17 protein-coding genes are annotated in these 17,809 nt (G+C 61.5%); 7 read left to right on the top strand and 10 right to left on the bottom strand.

Features of this window, described 5'->3' with window-relative positions; all coding sequences use genetic code 11:
• Positions 1 to 15: 15 nt before the first annotated feature.
• The 4 genes from OJHNALOF_RS05265 to OJHNALOF_RS05250 are packed head-to-tail and all read right to left on the bottom strand — an operon-like array spanning position 16 to position 4,339.
• Positions 16 to 783 (bottom strand): IclR family transcriptional regulator, encoded by a 768-nt coding sequence (locus tag OJHNALOF_RS05265; protein WP_094200138.1) that lies wholly within the window; start codon positions 781 to 783, stop codon positions 16 to 18.
• A 43-nt stretch (positions 784 to 826) separates the two neighbouring features.
• Positions 827 to 1,261 (bottom strand): heme-binding protein, encoded by a 435-nt coding sequence (locus tag OJHNALOF_RS05260; protein ID WP_165661381.1) that lies wholly within the window; start codon positions 1,259 to 1,261, stop codon positions 827 to 829.
• 51 nt (positions 1,262 to 1,312) lie between these two features.
• The gene (locus tag OJHNALOF_RS05255; RefSeq protein WP_206063567.1) at positions 1,313 to 3,265 is read right to left on the bottom strand and encodes a TRAP transporter large permease subunit; all 1,953 of its coding nucleotides are present in this window, start codon (positions 3,263 to 3,265) and stop codon (positions 1,313 to 1,315) included.
• Positions 3,266 to 3,325: 60 nt separating this feature from the next.
• On the bottom strand, positions 3,326 to 4,339 hold the full coding sequence (locus OJHNALOF_RS05250) for a TRAP transporter substrate-binding protein (RefSeq protein ID WP_094200140.1): 1,014 nt from the start codon (positions 4,337 to 4,339) through the stop codon (positions 3,326 to 3,328).
• A 332-nt stretch (positions 4,340 to 4,671) separates the two neighbouring features.
• Between OJHNALOF_RS05250 and OJHNALOF_RS05245 the strand changes: the two genes are divergently transcribed.
• Positions 4,672 to 6,294 (top strand): GMC family oxidoreductase, encoded by a 1,623-nt coding sequence (locus tag OJHNALOF_RS05245; protein ID WP_206063566.1) that lies wholly within the window; start codon positions 4,672 to 4,674, stop codon positions 6,292 to 6,294.
• 48 nt (positions 6,295 to 6,342) lie between these two features.
• Here OJHNALOF_RS05245 and OJHNALOF_RS05240 read toward each other — a convergent pair whose 3' ends face one another.
• Positions 6,343 to 7,554, bottom strand: coding sequence for a YeeE/YedE family protein (locus OJHNALOF_RS05240; RefSeq protein ID WP_165661380.1), 1,212 nt, complete (start codon positions 7,552 to 7,554; stop codon positions 6,343 to 6,345).
• Between the two features lie 131 nt (positions 7,555 to 7,685).
• Positions 7,686 to 8,498 (bottom strand): phytanoyl-CoA dioxygenase family protein, encoded by an 813-nt coding sequence (locus OJHNALOF_RS05235; protein ID WP_165661379.1) that lies wholly within the window; start codon positions 8,496 to 8,498, stop codon positions 7,686 to 7,688.
• 101 nt (positions 8,499 to 8,599) lie between these two features.
• Between OJHNALOF_RS05235 and OJHNALOF_RS05230 the strand changes: the two genes are divergently transcribed.
• From OJHNALOF_RS05230 to OJHNALOF_RS05220, 3 genes are all read left to right on the top strand, one after another.
• Positions 8,600 to 9,505, top strand: a complete 906-nt coding sequence (locus OJHNALOF_RS05230; RefSeq protein WP_165661378.1) for a LysR substrate-binding domain-containing protein — start codon at positions 8,600 to 8,602, stop codon at positions 9,503 to 9,505.
• An 85-nt stretch (positions 9,506 to 9,590) separates the two neighbouring features.
• The gene (locus OJHNALOF_RS05225; protein WP_165661377.1) at positions 9,591 to 10,676 is read left to right on the top strand and encodes a M14 family zinc carboxypeptidase; all 1,086 of its coding nucleotides are present in this window, start codon (positions 9,591 to 9,593) and stop codon (positions 10,674 to 10,676) included.
• Positions 10,673 to 11,440 (top strand): alpha/beta fold hydrolase, encoded by a 768-nt coding sequence (locus OJHNALOF_RS05220; protein WP_370462294.1) that lies wholly within the window; start codon positions 10,673 to 10,675, stop codon positions 11,438 to 11,440. Before OJHNALOF_RS05225 ends, OJHNALOF_RS05220 begins: the two co-directional genes overlap by 4 nt.
• A 57-nt stretch (positions 11,441 to 11,497) precedes the next feature.
• Here the strand turns inward: OJHNALOF_RS05220 and OJHNALOF_RS05215 are convergent, their stop codons facing one another.
• Complete coding sequence (locus OJHNALOF_RS05215) at positions 11,498 to 12,853, bottom strand: Na+/H+ antiporter family protein (protein WP_165661376.1); 1,356 nt, start codon at positions 12,851 to 12,853, stop codon at positions 11,498 to 11,500.
• A gap of 129 nt (positions 12,854 to 12,982) precedes the next feature.
• Complete coding sequence (locus OJHNALOF_RS05210; protein WP_165661375.1) at positions 12,983 to 13,561, bottom strand: DUF4202 domain-containing protein; 579 nt, start codon at positions 13,559 to 13,561, stop codon at positions 12,983 to 12,985.
• Positions 13,562 to 13,733: 172 nt separating this feature from the next.
• On the opposite strand from OJHNALOF_RS05210, the gene hmpA reads away from it, so the two are divergent.
• The 3 genes from hmpA (at position 13,734) to OJHNALOF_RS05195 (ending at position 16,338) form a co-directional block, all read left to right on the top strand.
• Complete coding sequence (hmpA, locus tag OJHNALOF_RS05205) at positions 13,734 to 14,930, top strand: NO-inducible flavohemoprotein (protein WP_165661374.1); 1,197 nt, start codon at positions 13,734 to 13,736, stop codon at positions 14,928 to 14,930.
• A gap of 67 nt (positions 14,931 to 14,997) precedes the next feature.
• Positions 14,998 to 15,372 carry a glutathione S-transferase N-terminal domain-containing protein gene (locus OJHNALOF_RS05200; protein ID WP_094200148.1) on the top strand — a complete coding sequence of 125 codons (375 nt, stop codon included), beginning with the start codon at positions 14,998 to 15,000 and terminating at the stop codon, positions 15,370 to 15,372.
• Positions 15,373 to 15,498: 126 nt separating this feature from the next.
• Positions 15,499 to 16,338, top strand: a complete 840-nt coding sequence (locus OJHNALOF_RS05195) for a CoA ester lyase (RefSeq protein ID WP_165661373.1) — start codon at positions 15,499 to 15,501, stop codon at positions 16,336 to 16,338.
• Between the two features lie 48 nt (positions 16,339 to 16,386).
• On the opposite strand, the gene OJHNALOF_RS05190 is transcribed toward OJHNALOF_RS05195, so the two are convergent.
• Both OJHNALOF_RS05190 and OJHNALOF_RS05185 read right to left on the bottom strand, forming a co-directional pair.
• A complete protein-coding gene (locus OJHNALOF_RS05190) occupies positions 16,387 to 16,533 on the bottom strand; it encodes an entericidin A/B family lipoprotein (protein ID WP_206063565.1) in 147 nt (48 codons plus the stop codon).
• An 81-nt stretch (positions 16,534 to 16,614) separates the two neighbouring features.
• Complete coding sequence (locus tag OJHNALOF_RS05185; protein WP_165661372.1) at positions 16,615 to 17,808, bottom strand: EAL domain-containing protein; 1,194 nt, start codon at positions 17,806 to 17,808, stop codon at positions 16,615 to 16,617.
• Position 17,809 lies beyond the last annotated feature (1 nt).

Here is a 17,809-nt window from a genome sequence, read left to right as displayed (position 1 = left end):
TACCAGGACTGCCGGTTACAGATCGAGCACCTTTTCCAACTGCAGGGCCGCCCGCCGCAGGGCGGGCGCCCATTCCGTCAGGCTGGCCAGCGGTTTGCGAATGGTGGGGGCATGCACCGCCACCGCCGCCCGCACCTGGCCCACGTCGTCATAAATGGGCACCGCCAGCGCCACCATGCCTTCGATCAATTCTTCATTGTCGGTGCTCAGGGCCTGGGCCGCGATTTTGTCCAGCTCCTGCTCCAGTTGCCCCCTGTCGGTGATGGTATTCTCGGTATGGGCAACCAGGCTCAGTGTCGACAGCAAGGCCTTGCGCTGGTGTACCGGCATCATGGCCAAAAACAGCTTACCGCTGGCGGTGCAATGCAACGGCATGCGCGAGCCCGGATGCAACTGAATGCGCACCGGCCAGTTGGTTTCCACCCGTTCAAAATAAACCAGCTCATGACCGTCGAGCAGGGTCAGGTTGCAGGTTTCCCCCAGCTCGTCCGCCAGTCGCTGCAACACCGCCCGGCGGGCGGCACCCACACTGCGATGGGCCAGTACCCCCAGGGCCATGCGTCGCAGCCGGGGGCCCGGAGCCAGGTAACGACCATCGGGCTCTTTTTGCAGCAGGCCTTCCTGCTCCAGCTGGCCAATCAGGCGATGTATGGTAGGTTTGGGTACGTCGAGCCGCTGGCACAGTTCGGCGGCCGTTATTCCCCTCTCTTCCGCAAGGATTTCCTCCAGCAGGGCAAAGGCTCTCAGCAGGGTGGAATTGGTTGCGCTGGCAGCGGTGCTCATAGACTCTCCTGTAACATTGAACAGGCATCTTATCATAGGAAAATCAGGATGCTACGCCGCCGGTCTCCCCTTGAGAGTCCGTATTCAGGCTATCGAGCCAGCGCCGGCACAGCCGCTCATCCTCGGCCAGGGTACGACCGCTGATCCCCAGGCCGGCCCACAGGTTGCCGGTCAGTGACAGCGGCCAGCCTCCGGGCAGGGAAGTCAGCCCCGTGTCCTGAAAATCGGCCAGGGTCAGCCTTTCCCGCTCCAGCCGCTCACGAAAGGACTGGGTTGGCTGGCCCATTCTGACCGCGGTATAGGCCTTGGCGGTGGCAATGGCCACCAGCCGGGCCGGCGCCCCCGCCATGCGGTGAAGATAAACCAGTGTCCCTCCGTCATCCACCACCGCCAGGCACACCGGCGGGCCGGGCTCGTTTTCCAGGGTGTCGGCCAGCCGGCCTGCGGCCCTTACCGCCCGGTATAATGGCTCACTCATGGGCGCTCCTTAATAACAAAAGGGGCCAGCAGGCCCCTTGATAAATGGCGATTACAGTAACAGCAGGGAAAGGGAAGGCACATAGGTAATCAGCAGCAGCACCGCTATCATCACCAGCAGATAGGGCCAGACCCGGCGGGCCAGGCCGCCGATGCCGACGCTGGCAATGCCGCTGGCCACAAACAGGTTGACCCCCACCGGCGGTGTGACAAAGCCGATGGCCAGGTTCATCACCATCATCACCCCGAAGTGCACCGGATGCACACCCACGGCGGTCACCAGGGGCAACAGTATGGGAGTCAGGATGACGATGGCCGCCAGCGCCTCCATGAAAATGCCAATCCACAGCAGAAAGAGGTTGATCATGATGAGGATCGCCCACTTGTTGCTGGTGATCGACAGGATCAGATCGGCAATGGTTTCCGGAATCTGCTCTATGGTCATGATGTTGCCGAAAATGGTGGCCATGGCCATCAGCACGATAATGATGGAGGAGATGCCCACCGCTTCCTGGCTGGCATTCCACAAACTGGCCAGCGACAGCTCCTTGTGAATAAACAGCCCCACCAACAGGCCATAGAAGGCCGCCACCGCCGCCGCCTCGGTCGGGGTCATGATGCCGCCATAAATGCCACCGAGCACGATCACCGGCACCATCAGTGCCCACTTGGCCTGCCAGGTGCTGGCCAGCAGGGTTTTCAGGGAGCGCTCGCGCGCCTCGCCGTACCAGCCATGTTTCTTGGACACCACATAGACCACCACCATCAACGCCGCGCCCATGATGAGGCCGGGCACGATGCCGGCGATAAACAGCTCGCCGATGGACACCTGGGCCGATACGCCATAGACCACAAAGGGATTGCTGGGGGGAATAATTACCCCGATGGCGCCGGCACAGGCCACCACGGTGGCGGCAAAATACTTGTCGTAACCTCGGGCCACCATGGCCGGAATGGTGATGGTGCCGATGGCGGCCACCGTAGCCGGACCCGAGCCGCTGATAGCGGCAAAGAAAATACAGGTCATGATGCTGGCCAGCGCCATGCCCCCGGGCAGGGCCCCCACCAGCTCATCGCCCAGCGCCAGCAGCCGGCGGGACAGGCCGCCCGCCCCCATGAACACGCCGGCGGCGATAAAGAAGGGAATGGCCATGATGGGAAAGGAGTCGATGGAAGAAAAGGCGATTTGCGCCAGGTAATCCACCGGCAGGGTGCCGGCGCCCAGCACGGTCACCAGGCCGGCCAGGCCCAGGGCAAAGGCGATGGGCACCCCCAGCATCAGAAACAGCACAAAGTAGCCAAACAACAGCCCGGTGGCACTCCACTCGTCCGACAACAGCACGGGCATGAACAGCATGGCCGCCAGGGCCAGTCCCAGCACCACATCGGCCAATGACATGGCCCGGCCCTGACGCCACAGCGACTGCAGGGTCCGTACCGCCATCAGACCAAAACCGATGGGCAGGATCAAATAAGGCAGGTAATAGCCAATCTGCAGCGCCGGTGTGGTCTGCGGCATGGCCAGCTGCATCTGAACATAATCGGCGCCCATCACCGCAAACATGGTGACCAGCACCAGGGTGCAGCCGTCAATGGCTATCCACAGCACCGCCTGGGCGCGCGCGGGCAAGCGGTTATGCAGCACGTCCACCCGTATGCCACTACGGGTGAGAATGGACAGGGACACCGCCAGATAGGAGATCCAGATAAAGATGTAACGGGCCAGCTCTTCGGTCCAGATACCCCAGCCGGCGGCCTGACGCAGGCCCTGGCGCAATGACTCAGGATCAATCAGCCCTCCCACGGCCTGCATAAAGCCGGGAGTCGCCACCAGCTCCTGCAGGGTTGAAAGGGTATAACGAAAGAAGGTCTGGTAATTGATGATCAGAATCATCGCCAGCAGGCCGATAAACAGCAGGGGTTTTTCCAGGTCTTGAAGCAGCCGGGTCAGCTGCAAGCGCGGCTTGTTGTGCGCCATGGCACCATCCAGCTTCAGGGTATCCATATAAGGCTCCGGTATCGGGTTTTACCGGGCCCGGGCCTGTGCCCGGGCCAGGGGTAAGGATCAGCTCTGGGTGTCTTGCACCAGCTTTACCAGCTCGGCGGGCAGGCGCTCGGCAAACTGGCTGAACACCGGCCGGGTCAGCTCTCGAAAACGGGCCATGTCTTCTTCGGTGGTTTCATGAATGGTCACGCCGGCGGCCAGCATGCTTTCCCGCGCCTTTTTCTGATCGGCGGGATAGGCCTCGGTACGCTGGTATTCCAGGGCCTCGGCCGACGCCTGCTCCAGTATCTCTTGTGCCTCGGCCGGCAGGCTGTCCCACCACTTCTTGTTGGCCATGGCCACCTGCATGCCATAGTTATGGGCCGAAGTGATGGCATATTGCAGGTTTTCGTGATGCTTGGCGCCCACCATCAGATCAAAGGTATTGCCCTCGGCATCTATGGTGCCCTGCTGCAGGGCGGTATACACCTCCCCCCAGGATATGGGCGAAGGATTGGCGCCCAGCGCCTTGGCCACCGCCACGTCCACCGGCGAGTCGGTGGTGCGCATCTTGAGACCGGCCAGGGAGTCGGGACCGGTCAGCGGGCGGTCTTTGGACACGAAATTGCGGTAGCCGTATTCGGCATACATCAGCGGTTGCAGGCCGATGTCGTTGGCCGCCTGCTCCAGGTAGGCATGCAGGGGCTGCCCCTTGTCCAAGGCGCGGTACAGCTGTTCCTGTTTGTCGGGACTGGTGATGTAGGGCAGGTCAAACACCTGGAATACCGATGTAAAACTGGCTAGGTTGGGTGTGGAGCTGACTCCCACTTCCAGGGTGCCGCGCTGAGCCCCTTCGATCATCACCCGGTCGCTGCCCAGTATCGCCCCCGGAAACACCTTGACTCGAATACGGCCATCGGACTTTTCCTTGACCAGGTCGGCAAACTTTTTGTAGGCCGCGGTGATATGACTGCCCGGAGGAGCCGGGTGAGCCAGCTTGAACTGAACCTTGGGCCCCTGATACTCGGCGGCGGCCTGGCCGCTTATCAGCATGGCCAGCACGGCGGATGAAACTGCGCCTGATATGTACTTCATGATTGACCTCTCCCTGTCCCTCGTCGGAATGTTAAAAAACAGTTACTCACTAACAACGAGTGGAACTATAGAAATCGATTGACCAAAGTGTCAACAGGCAATCAATAAAAAGTGATACAAAAAGTTTCATTTTATTTAAATCACATTATTTTCAATATATTGCCTTCCTTGTTTCACCTTGGTCCACTTCCTTCACGCCGATCCATCGAGTGCATAAGCCATAAAACCGGTGACACCATCATCAAAAACATAACAAAAAACCAACAAAAAACTTGCCAACTCGCATATAGCGTATATTTTGATACAAAACGTCTCATTTTTCTGGAGTGGTTATGTCTCTGTATAAAAACCGTGTGTTCGGCGAGTTCGACTATATCGTGGTGGGTGCCGGCTCGGCCGGCTGTGTGCTGGCCAACCGGCTCAGCGAAGACCCCGCCATTCGCGTGCTGCTGCTGGAAGCCGGTGGACGGGACTGGAACCCCTGGATTCACGTACCGGTCGGCTACTTCAAGACCATGCATAATCCGGCCACCGACTGGTGCTATGTCACGGATCCGGATCAGGGCATCGACGGACGCCAGCTGCAGTGGCCCCGGGGTAAGGTGCTGGGTGGCTCCAGCTCACTGAACGGTCTGCTTTACATTCGCGGCCAGCACCAGGACTACGACGACTGGGCCGCCCTCGGCAACGACGGCTGGAGCTTTGACGAGGTGCTGCCCTACTTTAAAAAGTCCGAGTGCCAGTCCAGGGGCGAAAATGCCTATCATGGCGTGGACGGGCCGCTGAAAGTGTCCGATCTGCGCCTGCGCCGGGAAATTGCCGAGCGCTTTATCGAAGCCGCCCAGCAGACCGGTATTCCCGCCAACCCGGACTGCAATGGCGAACGTCAGGAAGGGGTGGGCTATTTTCAGCAAACCGCCCACAAGGGCTTGCGCTGCAGCAGCGCCAAGGCCTTTTTGCGGCCGGCACTCAAGCGCCCCAATCTCACCCTGCTGACTCATGCCCACACGCGGCGTATTCTGCTGGAAGGCAAACAGGCCACCGGCATTGAATTTGAACACAAGGGTGAGCGCCTGCTGGCCCGGGCCACTCGGGAGGTGGTGCTGAGCGCCGGTGCCATCGGCTCACCGCAGATCCTGCAATGCTCCGGCATTGGCGATCCGGAACACCTGGCCTCGGTCGGGGTGGACTGCCGGCATACCCTGCCCGGAGTGGGCGAAAACCTGCAGGATCACCTGCAGATCCGCCTGGTGTTTAAAACCCGCTGCCGCACCCTGAACGATGAAGTGAACAACCCCCTGAAGAAAATGGGCGTGGGCATGCAGTATGCGCTGTCCCGCACCGGCCCCCTGACCCTGGCCGCCAGCCAGGTTTATGTGTTTACTCAATCCCGGGATGAACTGGATCGGCCCGACATTCAGTTCCATATGCAACCACTGAGTGCCGATAAGCCCGGTGAAGGGGTGCACCCCTTTTCGGCCTTTACCGCTTCCGTTTGCCAGTTGCGCCCGCACAGCCGGGGCCGAATTCGCATTCGCAGCGCTGATCCGCATCAATATCCGTCCATTCAGCCCAACTACCTGTCCACCGAGGAAGACTGCCGAGTGGCGGTGGATGCCATCAAGGTGGCCCGACGCATTGCCGAAGCCGATGCCCTGCGCCCGGTGATCACCGACGAGCATGTGCCCGGCCGCCAGTACCAGAGCGACGACGAGCTGCTGGAGGCGGCCCGACGTTTCAGCCAGACCATTTACCACCCCACCAGCACCTGCAAAATGGGCCAGGACGACATGGCCGTGGTCGACCACCGGCTGCGCGTGCACGGCATTGAAGGGCTGAGGGTGGCCGACGCCTCCATCATGCCGCTGATTGTTTCCGGCAATACCAACGCGCCCTCCATCATGATCGGCGAAAAGGCCGCCGACATGATCAAGGAAGATCAAGGACACCGCTGAGCACAGCCCTCCGGCCACAAAAAAGCCCGCAATGGCGGGCTTTTTGCGTCAACAGCCGTTCAGCGCCGGTTTGGGCCGCTCGCCCGGAAAGAACCAGCCGCGCAGGCGTACTCCCATCATGTTGCCGGCAAAGGCCGCCACCAGCCACAGCCAGCCGTGCAGGCTGCCGGAGGCGATGCCGCTGAAGTAGGCGCCTATGTTGCAGCCATAGGCCATGCGTGCGCCGTAACCCAGCAGCAGGCCACCGATCACCGCCGCCAGCAGGGAGCGGCGCGGAATGCGCAGATTGGGGGCAAACTTGCCGGCCAGCACCGCCGCCAGCAGGGCACCCAGCATAATGCCGATGTTCATGACGCTGGTAATGTCCTGCCACACCGGCGCCGACAGGGCACTGGCATTGCCCGGATACTGCCAGAAGGCCCAGCCGCTCACATCCAGCCCGGCGCCCTGGGCCAGTTTGGCACTCCACAGCGCAAAGGCGGACGTGACCCCCCAGGGCCGACCGGCCAGCGCCAGGGTGGCGTAGTTCAGCAACGCCAGGGCTACCGCGCCCCAGATCAGCGGCCAGGGCCCTTTCAGCAGGCGCGCCAACCCCTGATGTGCGCCGGCCGCTTTCGCCTCCAAACCACCATGGCGGCGTTTTTCCAGCACGACGGTTGCTCCGGCGATCAAGGCAAACACCGCCAGGTTAAGCACCAACGCCGGCATCAGGCCCAATTGCTCTACCAGGGATACGGGCTCAAGGGCCGGCAGGGAAAACCACCAGTCCACATGATGGGTGGAGATAAGCGAGCCCACACAAAAGAACACCAGGGTCACCAGCATGCGTGCGTTACCGCCGCCGGCGGTAAACAGGGTGCCCGAGGCGCAGCCGCCTCCCAGCTGCATGCCGACTCCAAAGATAAAGGCGCCCACCAGCACCGAGGTGCCGAGCGGTGACACAAATCCGCTCACCGCCTGGCCGGCCAGATCGCCCTGACTCAGGGCGGGGAAAAACAGCAATACCGCCAGCGCCAGCATCACCATCTGGGCGCGCAGGCCACGACCGCGCCTCTCGGTAATCATCACCCGCCAGGACGAGGTAAAGCCAAAGGCGGCGTGATACAACACCAGACCCAGTGCGGCCCCTACCGCAAACAGCGCCATCTGACGCAATCCGGCCAACTGCAGCAGGGCGAGTGCGCCGGCCAGTATCAGCGCCAGCACGCCCAGACTCAGGGGAGCACGGCGGTCACTCGCCGTGGCAATGGCTGTGGTCATATTGTTTCTCCGGTAACCAATTAACGGCGGGATTCTAACGAGGCGGAGTCAGGGGCCAAAAGAATAAAAACAAACAGGTTATGCTGAAAAAGCATAACCTGTTGAGTATTTATTCTATAGCGCGTCAGGGATCAACGACGCCACACCACCGGAAACCAGTCTTCGCGCATTCTGTCGCCGGTTTGCAGGTTGATGCCGTCAAAGGGCGGTGAGGTAGGACCGCCCCGGTCAACAAAGCGAACGTCATCCCCCATAAACCGGGTGGAGAAAGCCCGGCGACGGTTTCGAGTCTGGTTGCCCGGGGCGCCATGCACCGTCTTAAAGTTGAACAACAGGGCATCCCCCAGCTCCATCTCGGGGATCAAAATCTCAAAGTCGCCGTTGTCGATGTCCGGCATGTCCATATAGGGGCTGTCGTCGGCATACCATGAAGCATTGGTGGACCATTTGCTCGGGCGCACCGGTTTGGGCCAACGGTGGGAGCCCAGCACCACCTGCAGGGCGTTTTCCGGGGTAATGGGATCCAGCGGTATCCAGTAACTGCCGGTCTGATCGCCGTCCACGCAGTAATAGGGGTTGTCCTGGTGCCAGGGAGTGGCCTTGGAGGTTCCCGGCTCCTTGACCAGAATATGCTCGTGAAACACCTGAACAGCCTCGGAGCCGGTGGCTTCACCCACAATGGCGGCGCCGGGCGACTGCTCAATCCATCGGCGAAACTCGGGAATGCGCTGCCAGTTGCAATAGTCCTCAAAAAAACGGCCGGAATCGGTGCCGGTGACGTTCTCCCGACCATGCTCGCTCGGATCCTGCAACACGCGGTCAAAGCCGGCCCGCAGCGACTCAATCCAGTCCTTGAATACGCCCTTGATCACAATGGCGCCATCGCGCTGGTAGGCGGCGATTTGCTCGTCGCTCAGCCAGCCTTGGGTGGTGGCCGTGGTCATGTTTCGCTCCTTATACCTTTACCTTGTTCAGTCACGGCTCGACTTTAACAGCCTTTCTACATAGCATGGAAATACAGTCTAAATATGAAGTTCATAGCATAATGACTATACCCTTTACCTTTCGCCAACTGGGCTACTTTGTGGCCGTGGCCCAGCACGGCAGCATCAGCAGGGCCGCCGAGGCACTGCATGTGTCCCAACCCTCGGTGTCGGTGGCCATCAACCAGCTCGAAGGGCTGCTGGGCCAGTCGCTGTTTCAGCGTCACCGTGGCCAGGGGGTAAGCCTGAGCCCGAGGGGCGAGGCCCTGTTTCGGGAAGCCCGGCATATCCTTACCCTGTCCCACAACCTGCTCGACAGCCAGCATCGGCACGGCACCGAGGTGGAAGGACAACTGCTGCTCGGCTGCTTTCGCGATATCGCCCCCTATTACCTGCCCCGGCTGGTGAGCGAGTTTGAGCGCCGCTATCCGCGCATTCGCGTGATCATGCAGGAGCAGGATCTGGCCGGCGTGTGCCAAGGGCTAGAGCAGGGCAAGACCGAGCTGGTGTTGAGCTACGGCCTGGGGCTGCCGCCGGAGTGCAGCACCCATGTGCTGGATGAGCTCAGGCCCTATGCGCTGCTGCCGGCCCACCATGCCCTGGCGGAAAAACCACGGCTGAGTCTGGCGGAACTGGCCGAGGAAACCCTGATCCTGCAGGATCTGCCGCTGACCCGGGAATATTTTCTGTCGCTGTTCTGGCAGCGGGATCTGCAGCCGGCGCGTATTCACCATACCCTGTCCTTTGAAATGCAGCGTGGCCTGGTGGCCCACGGCCACGGCGTGGCGCTGTCGTGCACCCGGCCCGCCGGAGATCACAGCTACGATGGCGCCCCCATCGCCTGTGTGCCGCTCAGCGATGAGGTGCCGCCCCAGCGGGTGGTGCTGGCCCGCTCGCCGGCCTTTCCGCTGTCGGTACCGGCCCGGCTGTTTGTCGAGCAGGTGACCGGACGGCCCGTCACCGCCTGAGCCGGTTTTTTCGGCCTTCCGCAGGCGAAGCGCCGGCGGGGCGCTACACTGCTGAATAGCCCACAGACAGAAGGCTTCATCAGCAATGACCACCGGCCCCGGCTTCCCTCACCCCGATTCAAATGCTTCAGACCGGCGACGTTCATACCGGCAGTATTGCCGGGAGCGGCTGCCGGAGCTGCGCCTGCTGGAACGACTTGTTCGCCGGGGCGCACCGGCCCTGCGCAGCCGAGTGCTGACAAACGTGCAGGATGGCCACTGGCAACTGCCGGTTTATGCCCTTGAGCTGGGCAGTTCCAGCGCCACCGCCCCGGTGCTGCTGCTGTGCGGCGGCGTGCACGGCATTGAGCGTATCGGCACTCAGCTGCTGCTGGCCCAGCTCGCCACCCTGTTGCAGCGGCTGCACTGGGATTCAAGCCTGCAACAACTGCTGGCCTGTATGCGTATCGTGATCTGCCCGCTGCTGAACCCGGTGGGCATGGCCCGGGGCTGGCGCTGCAACGGCAATGGCATCGATCTGATGCGCAACGCGCCGCTTGAAGCCGACCAGCCCGGCCCCTGGCCGGTATCCGGGCATCGCCTTGGGCCCTGGCTGCCCTGGTATCGTGGACGGCCCCACAACCCCATGGAGCCCGAGGCCCAAGCGATGTGCGCCCTGGTGCAAGAGCAGATCGCCACGGCGCCGTTCAGCCTGGCGCTGGACTGCCATTCGGGCTTTGGCCTGCGTGATCGGATCTGGTTTCCCTACTCCGGGCGGCGCCGGCTGCTGGAACATGCCGCCGAGCTGCATGTACTGCTGCGGCTGTTTGAACGCAGTCATCCTCATCACCCCTACCTGTTTGAGCCGCAGCATCACCACTACCGCACCCATGGCGATCTGTGGGACTACCTCTACCGGCAACACCTGCAGCGCGGCGGCCAGGTATTCCTGCCGCTGACGCTGGAAATGGGCTCCTGGCTCTGGGTAAAGAAAAATCCCCGTCAGCTGGCCAGTTACAGTGGCCTGTTCAACCCGCTGGTGCCCCACCGCCACCAGCGCACCCTGCGCCGCCATCAGCTGTTGCTGGATTTTCTGCTGCGGGCCGTGGCCGCCTGGCGGCACTGGCTGCCCGGCGAGCCGGCACGCCGGCAACACCAACGCCAGGCCGAACGCCGCTGGGGCGCGCGGTGAGCAGGACTCGGCCTCCTCGCTGGATATTACTGCGGGGCCTGACCCGGGAATGCCGCCACTGGGGGGATTTTCCCGAGCGCCTGGCCGACAGCCTTGGCACTCGAGTGCGATGTATTGACCTGCCCGGCAACGGTATTTACCACGGGCAAGACTGCCCGCCGTCGATTACCGCCATGCTGGCACAGGTGCGGAAACGGGCCGACCTGAATGCGCCGGTGCAGTTGCTGGGGTTATCGATGGGGGGCATGGTTGCGGCGCAGTGGGCCGCCCATTACCCACGGGAAGTGGCCGGACTGGTGCTGGTCAACTCCAGCAGCGCCCTCAGCCCGCCCTGGCAGCGTCTGCGCCCGGCCGCACTGCCGCTATTATTGCTGACGCTGCTGACACCCCGGGCGCAGCGGGAGGCCCTGATCTACCGGCTGACCTGTGCCCGCCGGAGCGATGCCCACACCACCCTGCCGAAATGGATTCGCTACGCCAACGAATGCCCGGTGGCGCACGCCAATGCTGTGCGCCAGCTGGCCGCCGCCTCCCGCTACCGCATGACCGCCATGCCGCCGGGCCTTGTTCCCCTCATTTTGTGCGGCCGGGGCGATCGCCTGGTGGATCCGCGCTGCAGCCATGCCCTGGCACAACACTGGCACACGCAGGTGCGCGAGCATCCCTGGGCCGGTCACGATCTGCCCCACGATGATCCCAACTGGCTGCTGGATGAGCTGGCTGATTATGTGAATACACAGAAAAAAAGCGCCTTTCGGCGCTGATGCTGGCGGCGAATGCACCAGGCCGACGCGAATGCGCGGCCTAGTATCCGGGCGGGTTTACAACACCTGGGCCGCTATCCAGCCAAAGACGATCAGCGGAATATTGTAGTGAATAAAGGTAGGAATGACCGAGTCACGAATATGATCGTGCTGGCCATCGGCATTCAGGCCGGCGGTGGGACCCAGGGTGGAGTCGGACGCAGGCGAACCCGCATCACCCAGGGCACCGGCGGTGCCCACCAGGGCCAGGGTGGCCAGGGGCGAAAAGCCAAAGCTGATGGCCAGGGGCACATAGATGGCGGCAATAATCGGAATGGTGGAAAACGACGAACCGATGCCCATGGTAATAAAGAGCCCCACCAGCAGCATGACCAGGGCCGCCAGTGCCGAATTGTCACCAATGAGATTACCAGAGCCCGCCACCAGCTCGGGAATGGCGCCGGACGCCTTCATCACCCCGGCAAAGCCGGAGGCGGCAATCATGATAAAGCCGATCAGCGCCATCAGCCGCATACCCTGGGTGAACACATCGTCCTGATCCTTCCACTTGAACAGGCCATTCATCGACAACAGGGCAAAGCCCAGCAGGCCACCCAGCACCATGGAGCCGGTGGTCAACTGCACCACCAGGGCGCCGACAATGGCCACACCAATCATCATCAGCTGCTTGCGGCTCAGTTGCGGCCGGCTGGCTTTGGCTTCCTTGACCTCATTCAGCGGCGACTGATAGCCCCGGGGCTTACGGTAGCTGAACAGCACCGCCACCAGCAGTCCCAGCAGCATGCCCGCCGCCGGCAACAACATGGCCTTGGGTGCCATGGCAGTGGTCACCTGCATGCCCAGCCCTTCCCCGGCCTGGTTAACGCTGTTGGTCAGAATATCGTTGAGAAAGATGGTGCCAAAGCCCACCGGGGTGGTCATGTACATGATGGTGATACTGAAGGTGATCACGCAGGCCACGGCACGCCGGTCCAGCCGCAGCATGTTCATCAGCCCGAGCAGGGGCGGCACCAGAATGGGAATAAAGGCGATATGCACCGGCACCACGGTGCCCGATGCCGCGCCCACCAGTATCAGGGCCACAAACAGCAGCCATTTTACGCCGCCAGTCTGACTGTTTTCCCCCGGAGCGGCATCACGCCGCGCCCCCACCCAGGCCAGTGCCTTGTCCGACACCATGGCGGTAATGCCGGTGCGCGACAGCGCCACCGCAAAGGCTCCCAGGGTGGCGTAGGCCAGGGCCACGGTGGCACCGCCCCCCAGTCCTTCGTTAAAGGCCGAGATCACCTGATCCACCGACATGCCGGCCCAGAGTCCGCCCACCAGGGCCGCCACCACCAGTGAAAACACCACGGACACTCGGGCCAGACACAGGCCCACCATCACCAAAATCGCCAATACAATGGCATTCATCGGATCCTCTCCCCTTGATCACATCCTGTCAGGGTGCACCGGTCCCGATGCACAACAAAAAATTAACATCATTAACCAAATTGAAATAAATACATTTTCTGCATGCCGTACATAACCTTTTGGCTATGTTCAGCCGGCCAGGGCCTTGCCCACCAGCGCCTGCATGGCCGGCGACAGCGGCAATGCCAGCGCCGCTTGATGACCCTGCTCAGACATTTTGCGCCAGGTTTTGCGAATAATGTCGACCAGCTTGTCCTCATCGTGCCCGGCGGCGAAGTCTTCCAGGTAATGCTGCACAAACACCAGGCAGATCACGTCTTCCAAAATCTGCACATCGGCATCCTGCTTGAGCCGTTTTTTTTGCAGCAAATCACCGACCCGCCGCCGCTCGTTTTCATCATAACCCGCCTCGGCCATGAGGTTTGCCGTCAGATCGGCGTGATATTGCGCCAAATCGCTGCGCCAGCGTTTATAACCGGTCCGATCCATGGGGTAGTCGGCCCGAGGAATGGCCCAGCGGCGAATATGCTGCGCACGGGCGGCAATATGCAGCAGCTCGCCGGCATTGGGAGCAAACAGCTGCAGTTGCCGAGTCATACGCTCGCTGTAAAGCAGCTCCTTGGGTCGGTGATCCTGCTGATTGGGATCCTGGCTGTTGATCTGATCGATGGCGGACATGACTCGCTCAAGGCGGGATGAAGGCGACATTTGGCTTACTCCTTTTGCTCAATGCCGGCAATCATACCGCCAGCGCCGGCTCAGCTCGACCCGTGGCGGTCAAAAAAGACAAAAACCAATTGATGCATTTCAAATGTACCTATATCATCCATCACCGATAACACACATTTAAAATGCACATTAAAGACCAGTCGAGGTTGCCATGCTGAATGCCCGTACCATTGAGATCGTAAAAAGCACCGTTCCCCTGCTGGAGTCGGCCAATACCGCCCTTACCGAACACTTCTACCGGCGCATGTTTCGCGACAACCCCGAGCTGAAGGATGTCTTCAACCTCAGTCACCAGAAGACGGGCCGTCAGCCCGCCGCCCTGTTCACTGCCGTGCTGGCCTATGCCAAAAACATCGACAACCCGGCGGTACTGGCCGCCGCCGTAGAGCGCATCGCCCACAAACACACCGGCTTTTCCATTCAGCCCGAGCAGTACGCCATTGTGGGCCATCACCTGCTGGAAACCATCAAGGAGCTGGCCCCCGACGCCGCCACGCCCGAGGTGATTGACGCCTGGGCCCAGGCCTATGGCGCCCTGGCCGACATCTTTATTGGCCGGGAAGCACAGATTTATCAGGACAACGAGACCCGGCCCGGCGGCTGGCGCGGTACCCGAGCCTTTGTGGTAAGGGAAAAACATGCCGAAAGCGAGCAGATCACCAGCTTTCTGCTGGCCCCCGCCGACGGCGGCGCCGTGGTTGATTTTAAACCCGGCCAGTACCTGAACCTGCACCTGGACTCCGACACGCTGGAGCACAAGGAATATCGCCAATACTCCCTGTGCCAGGCACCCAACGGCGAAAACTACCGCATTGCGGTCAAACGTGAACAAGGCGGTGTGGCTTCCGGCTTTCTGCATGATCAGGTCAGTGTGGGCGACACCCTGCAGGTGTTGCCCCCGGCGGGCGACTTCTTTATGGAGGTAACCCCGAACACCCCGGTGGTGCTGATCTCCGCCGGGGTGGGCCAGACCCCGATGAGGGCCATGCTTGACCAGTTGCTCAACCGGCAGCACTCGGCCCCGATTTACTGGCTGCATGCCTGTGACAACGGTGCCCAGCATGCCTTCAGGCAGGACCTTCAGGCCACACGCCTGGCACACACCAACCTGGAAACCCACATCTGGTACCGTGCTCCCCTGGCAAGCGACAGGCCCGCGGAAGACTTTGACGCCGCCGGCCTGATGGATCTCGGCCCACTGCGTGAGGCCATCGACCTGCCCGACGCCCATTACTACTTCTGCGGCCCACTGCCCTTTATGACCATGGTCAAGGACACGCTGGCCGGCTGGGACATTGCCGCCGAACGGCTGCACTACGAAGTATTCGGGCCGCATCAAAGCCTGTAACACCCTGCTCAGCCCGCCCCGTTTCGGATACAATTCCCGCTTTCATCTCGTATAGAAAGGGAAGACCATGTTGGTAAAGGCATTACGAAACGGGCTCGGGGGCATTATGGTGGTGGGCGATCTGCTGACCCGCCCGCCCCGACAAAAACGTACCCCCGAGGCGCAGCAGGCGGTGAACACCGCCTGCCGGGAGCTGGCGCTGTATCAGCTGCCTCGCTGTCCGTTCTGCATCAAGGTGCGCCGGGCCATGCATAAACTCAACCTGCCCATTGAGCTGCGCAATGTGAACCCCGGCTCTCCCCATCGGGACGTCCTGCAGGCCGGCGGAGGACGGATCAAGTCGCCCTGCCTGCGCATCGAGGAAAACGGCGAAACGCGCTGGATGTACGAGTCTGGCGACATTATCGCCTACCTGCAGCAGCGCTTTGGCCAGCAGGGCTGATCGACCGTCCATGCCGGCTTTTTCGCCGGTTCGGCCCGTGCCGCTTGCGGCCGGGCCCCGTTTGTTCTAAACAGAAGACTCCCTTATCTGTGCTTCGCCCCGGCGAAAGGCTTTGTGGAGTTTTCTATGAATATCAATGCGCTGCAAACCCTGCTGTTTGTCCCGGCCAATCGCCCGGAGCGGTTTGACAAGGCCCTGAACAGCGGTGCCGATGCCGTTATTATCGATCTGGAAGACGCCGTGCCACCGGCGGAAAAAGACGCCGCCCGCGCCACCCTGGCCGGCTGGTTGATCTCACGGCCACCCGCCTCGGTACTGGTACGCATCAATGGTACCGACAGCCCCTGGTTCAACCAGGACATGGCGCTGTGCCGCTCCGATGCCGTGGCCGCCGTAGTGGTGCCCAAGGCGGAAGATCCGGACGCCCTCAACGAACTGGCCAATGTCACCGACAAGCCGTTGCTGCCCTTTATCGAATCCGCCCAGGCCCTGGCCCGGCTCGATGCCATTGCCTGCGCCAATGGGGTGGCCCGGCTGTTGTTCGGCCAGCTCGACATGGCGCTGGATCTGGCCATGGACTACCCGCCGCCGGCAGACGAGCCTCAGGATCAAACGCCCTTTCTGCCCATTCGCAGCCAGTTGGTGGTGTGTTCACGGGTGCACGGCCTGGCCGCACCACTGGATGCGGTGTATACCGCCTTTAATGACGACGCCGGGCTGACCGCCTATGTGCGCGAGGGCATGAAACTGGGCTTTGGCGGCATATTGCTGGTTCACCCGCGCCAGGTTAACCCCGCCCACCTCGCCATGGCCCCTTCCCCGGCCCAGCGGGCCTGGGCGGAGCGGGTGCTGGCCGCCGAGCAGAGGGTCAAGGGGGCCGTGGTGGCGGTCGGTGAGCACATGGTGGACAGCCCGGTCATGGCCCGAGCAAGGCGCATTTTGGGACAAGGCGAGAGGCCGGCATAACCAAAAGGGCCGGGCAATCGCCCGGCCTTGCCTGTGGAGTAATCCACGCTAATATCCCTGTGCGTCCCGTGCCGCCTCCTGCACGGCCTCGCCGCCCTGCTCTATGTCCTTGCCGGCCCCGGCGAGGGTATTGCAGCCGCCCAGCCCCAGGGTTACAACGGCCAGCAGCCATAACGCCATTTTCGAGATTGTCATCGAACGCATCCTTCTGTGGAGAAAACGCTATCAGTATAGTCCGATAGATCAATCTAAATGGCCTCCTCACGGCAGACTGGCTCAGGGAGCAAATCCGAACCGGTGGGCGGACAACCACAGCTTCATGGCCTCGGCGGTCATGGGGCGGCAGATAAAGTAACCCTGGGCATAATCACAGCCCATTTGTTTCAGGATCTGAAACTCGTCTCTGCTTTCAATGCCCTCTGCCACCACCCTGATACCGCAGGCTTGCGCCAGGGCAATGCTGGCGTGGCACATTTTCAACGTGGTCGGGCTGCTGGTGATGCCGGTGACAAAGGATCTGTCCAGCTTTAGTTCATCAAAGGGATAGTCCCTAAGCCTGTTCATATTTGAATAACCGGTACCAAAGTCATCCATTGACAGCCCGAATCCCGCCATCTTGATTCGCGCGGTAATCTCCAGCGGCGCCCTGGTATCCTCCAGCACACGCCCTTCAGTCACCTCAAAGATAAAGTCGGAAGGGGAAAAGCCTCGCTCCAGCACCAGTGTGCACATGCCATTCATAAAGTCCGGGGACATCAGGCTCAGCATGGAGACGTTCACCGACACCGAAAAGGGCTGGCTCTTCTCCAGCCACAGGCGGCTGTCGTGCAGGGCGTTTTCCATCACCAGCCGAGTCAGGGCATCGATGTGCCCTTGTTGTTCCGCCAGGGTAATAAAGTGATCGGGAGAGAGGATGCCGCACCTCGGGTGCCGCCAGCGCACCAGGGCTTCAACCCCGGCAACGGCGCCATTGGTCAGGGCCACCTTGGGCTGGTACACATTGAAAAACTCCCTGCGCTGCAGGGCGCTCGGCAAATCCTTCGCCAGCTCGTCCCGGCAATGCCTGTCGGGATGGGCAAAGGGCCGGCGCGTTTCCTCCATCAGCGCCTGCAGCGTCGAGAATGACACCGGTTTCTCCAGTCGAGCCGCCACCCTGAGGTGACAGGCCTTGGACAGCTCTTCCGCGGTGCGCATGATTTTTTGGTCATGGCCGCTGACCAGCACCAGGGCGCCGTTAAAGCCCAACTCCTCAAGCTTTCGAATAAAGGAAAAACCGTCCATTTCCGGCATATTGATATCCAGAAACACCATGTCCGGGCTCGTCTCCTGGCCATTCATGCGTTCCAGCGCGCGCCGCGCACTGGTGCATCCGGTGGCCATGCACCCTTCCAGTCGGTTTAACATGCCCACCAGCAGTTTCAGGGTCACGATATCATCATCGATCACCAGCACCTCGATACCCGTATCCATT

Origin of the sequence: Oceanimonas sp. MB9, assembly GCF_011319775.1 — a bacterium.
Taxonomy (GTDB): Bacteria; Pseudomonadota; Gammaproteobacteria; order Enterobacterales; family Aeromonadaceae; genus Oceanimonas; species Oceanimonas doudoroffii.
The sequence above is the reverse complement of the archived record's forward strand: the minus strand, read 5'-3'. Positions and strand labels throughout refer to the sequence as shown.

Excerpts from the sequence above, each read along its gene's own strand:
- OJHNALOF_RS05265 (WP_094200138.1), bottom strand. The coding sequence starts at position 783 with ATGAGCACCGCTGCCAGCGCAACCAATTCCACCCTGCTGAGAGCCTTT.
- OJHNALOF_RS05260 (WP_165661381.1), bottom strand. The coding sequence starts at position 1,261 with ATGAGTGAGCCATTATACCGGGCGGTAAGGGCCGCAGGCCGGCTGGCC.
- OJHNALOF_RS05255 (WP_206063567.1), bottom strand. The coding sequence starts at position 3,265 with ATGGATACCCTGAAGCTGGATGGTGCCATGGCGCACAACAAGCCGCGC.
- OJHNALOF_RS05250 (WP_094200140.1), bottom strand. The coding sequence starts at position 4,339 with ATGAAGTACATATCAGGCGCAGTTTCATCCGCCGTGCTGGCCATGCTG.
- OJHNALOF_RS05245 (WP_206063566.1), top strand. The coding sequence starts at position 4,672 with ATGTCTCTGTATAAAAACCGTGTGTTCGGCGAGTTCGACTATATCGTG.
- OJHNALOF_RS05240 (WP_165661380.1), bottom strand. The coding sequence starts at position 7,554 with ATGACCACAGCCATTGCCACGGCGAGTGACCGCCGTGCTCCCCTGAGT.
- OJHNALOF_RS05235 (WP_165661379.1), bottom strand. The coding sequence starts at position 8,498 with ATGACCACGGCCACCACCCAAGGCTGGCTGAGCGACGAGCAAATCGCC.
- OJHNALOF_RS05230 (WP_165661378.1), top strand. The coding sequence starts at position 8,600 with ATGACTATACCCTTTACCTTTCGCCAACTGGGCTACTTTGTGGCCGTG.
- OJHNALOF_RS05225 (WP_165661377.1), top strand. The coding sequence starts at position 9,591 with ATGACCACCGGCCCCGGCTTCCCTCACCCCGATTCAAATGCTTCAGAC.
- OJHNALOF_RS05215 (WP_165661376.1), bottom strand. The coding sequence starts at position 12,853 with ATGAATGCCATTGTATTGGCGATTTTGGTGATGGTGGGCCTGTGTCTG.
- OJHNALOF_RS05210 (WP_165661375.1), bottom strand. The coding sequence starts at position 13,561 with ATGTCGCCTTCATCCCGCCTTGAGCGAGTCATGTCCGCCATCGATCAG.
- hmpA (WP_165661374.1), top strand. The coding sequence starts at position 13,734 with ATGCTGAATGCCCGTACCATTGAGATCGTAAAAAGCACCGTTCCCCTG.
- OJHNALOF_RS05200 (WP_094200148.1), top strand. The coding sequence starts at position 14,998 with ATGTTGGTAAAGGCATTACGAAACGGGCTCGGGGGCATTATGGTGGTG.
- OJHNALOF_RS05195 (WP_165661373.1), top strand. The coding sequence starts at position 15,499 with ATGAATATCAATGCGCTGCAAACCCTGCTGTTTGTCCCGGCCAATCGC.
- OJHNALOF_RS05190 (WP_206063565.1), bottom strand. The coding sequence starts at position 16,533 with ATGACAATCTCGAAAATGGCGTTATGGCTGCTGGCCGTTGTAACCCTG.
- OJHNALOF_RS05185 (WP_165661372.1), bottom strand. The coding sequence starts at position 17,808 with ATGGATACGGGTATCGAGGTGCTGGTGATCGATGATGATATCGTGACC.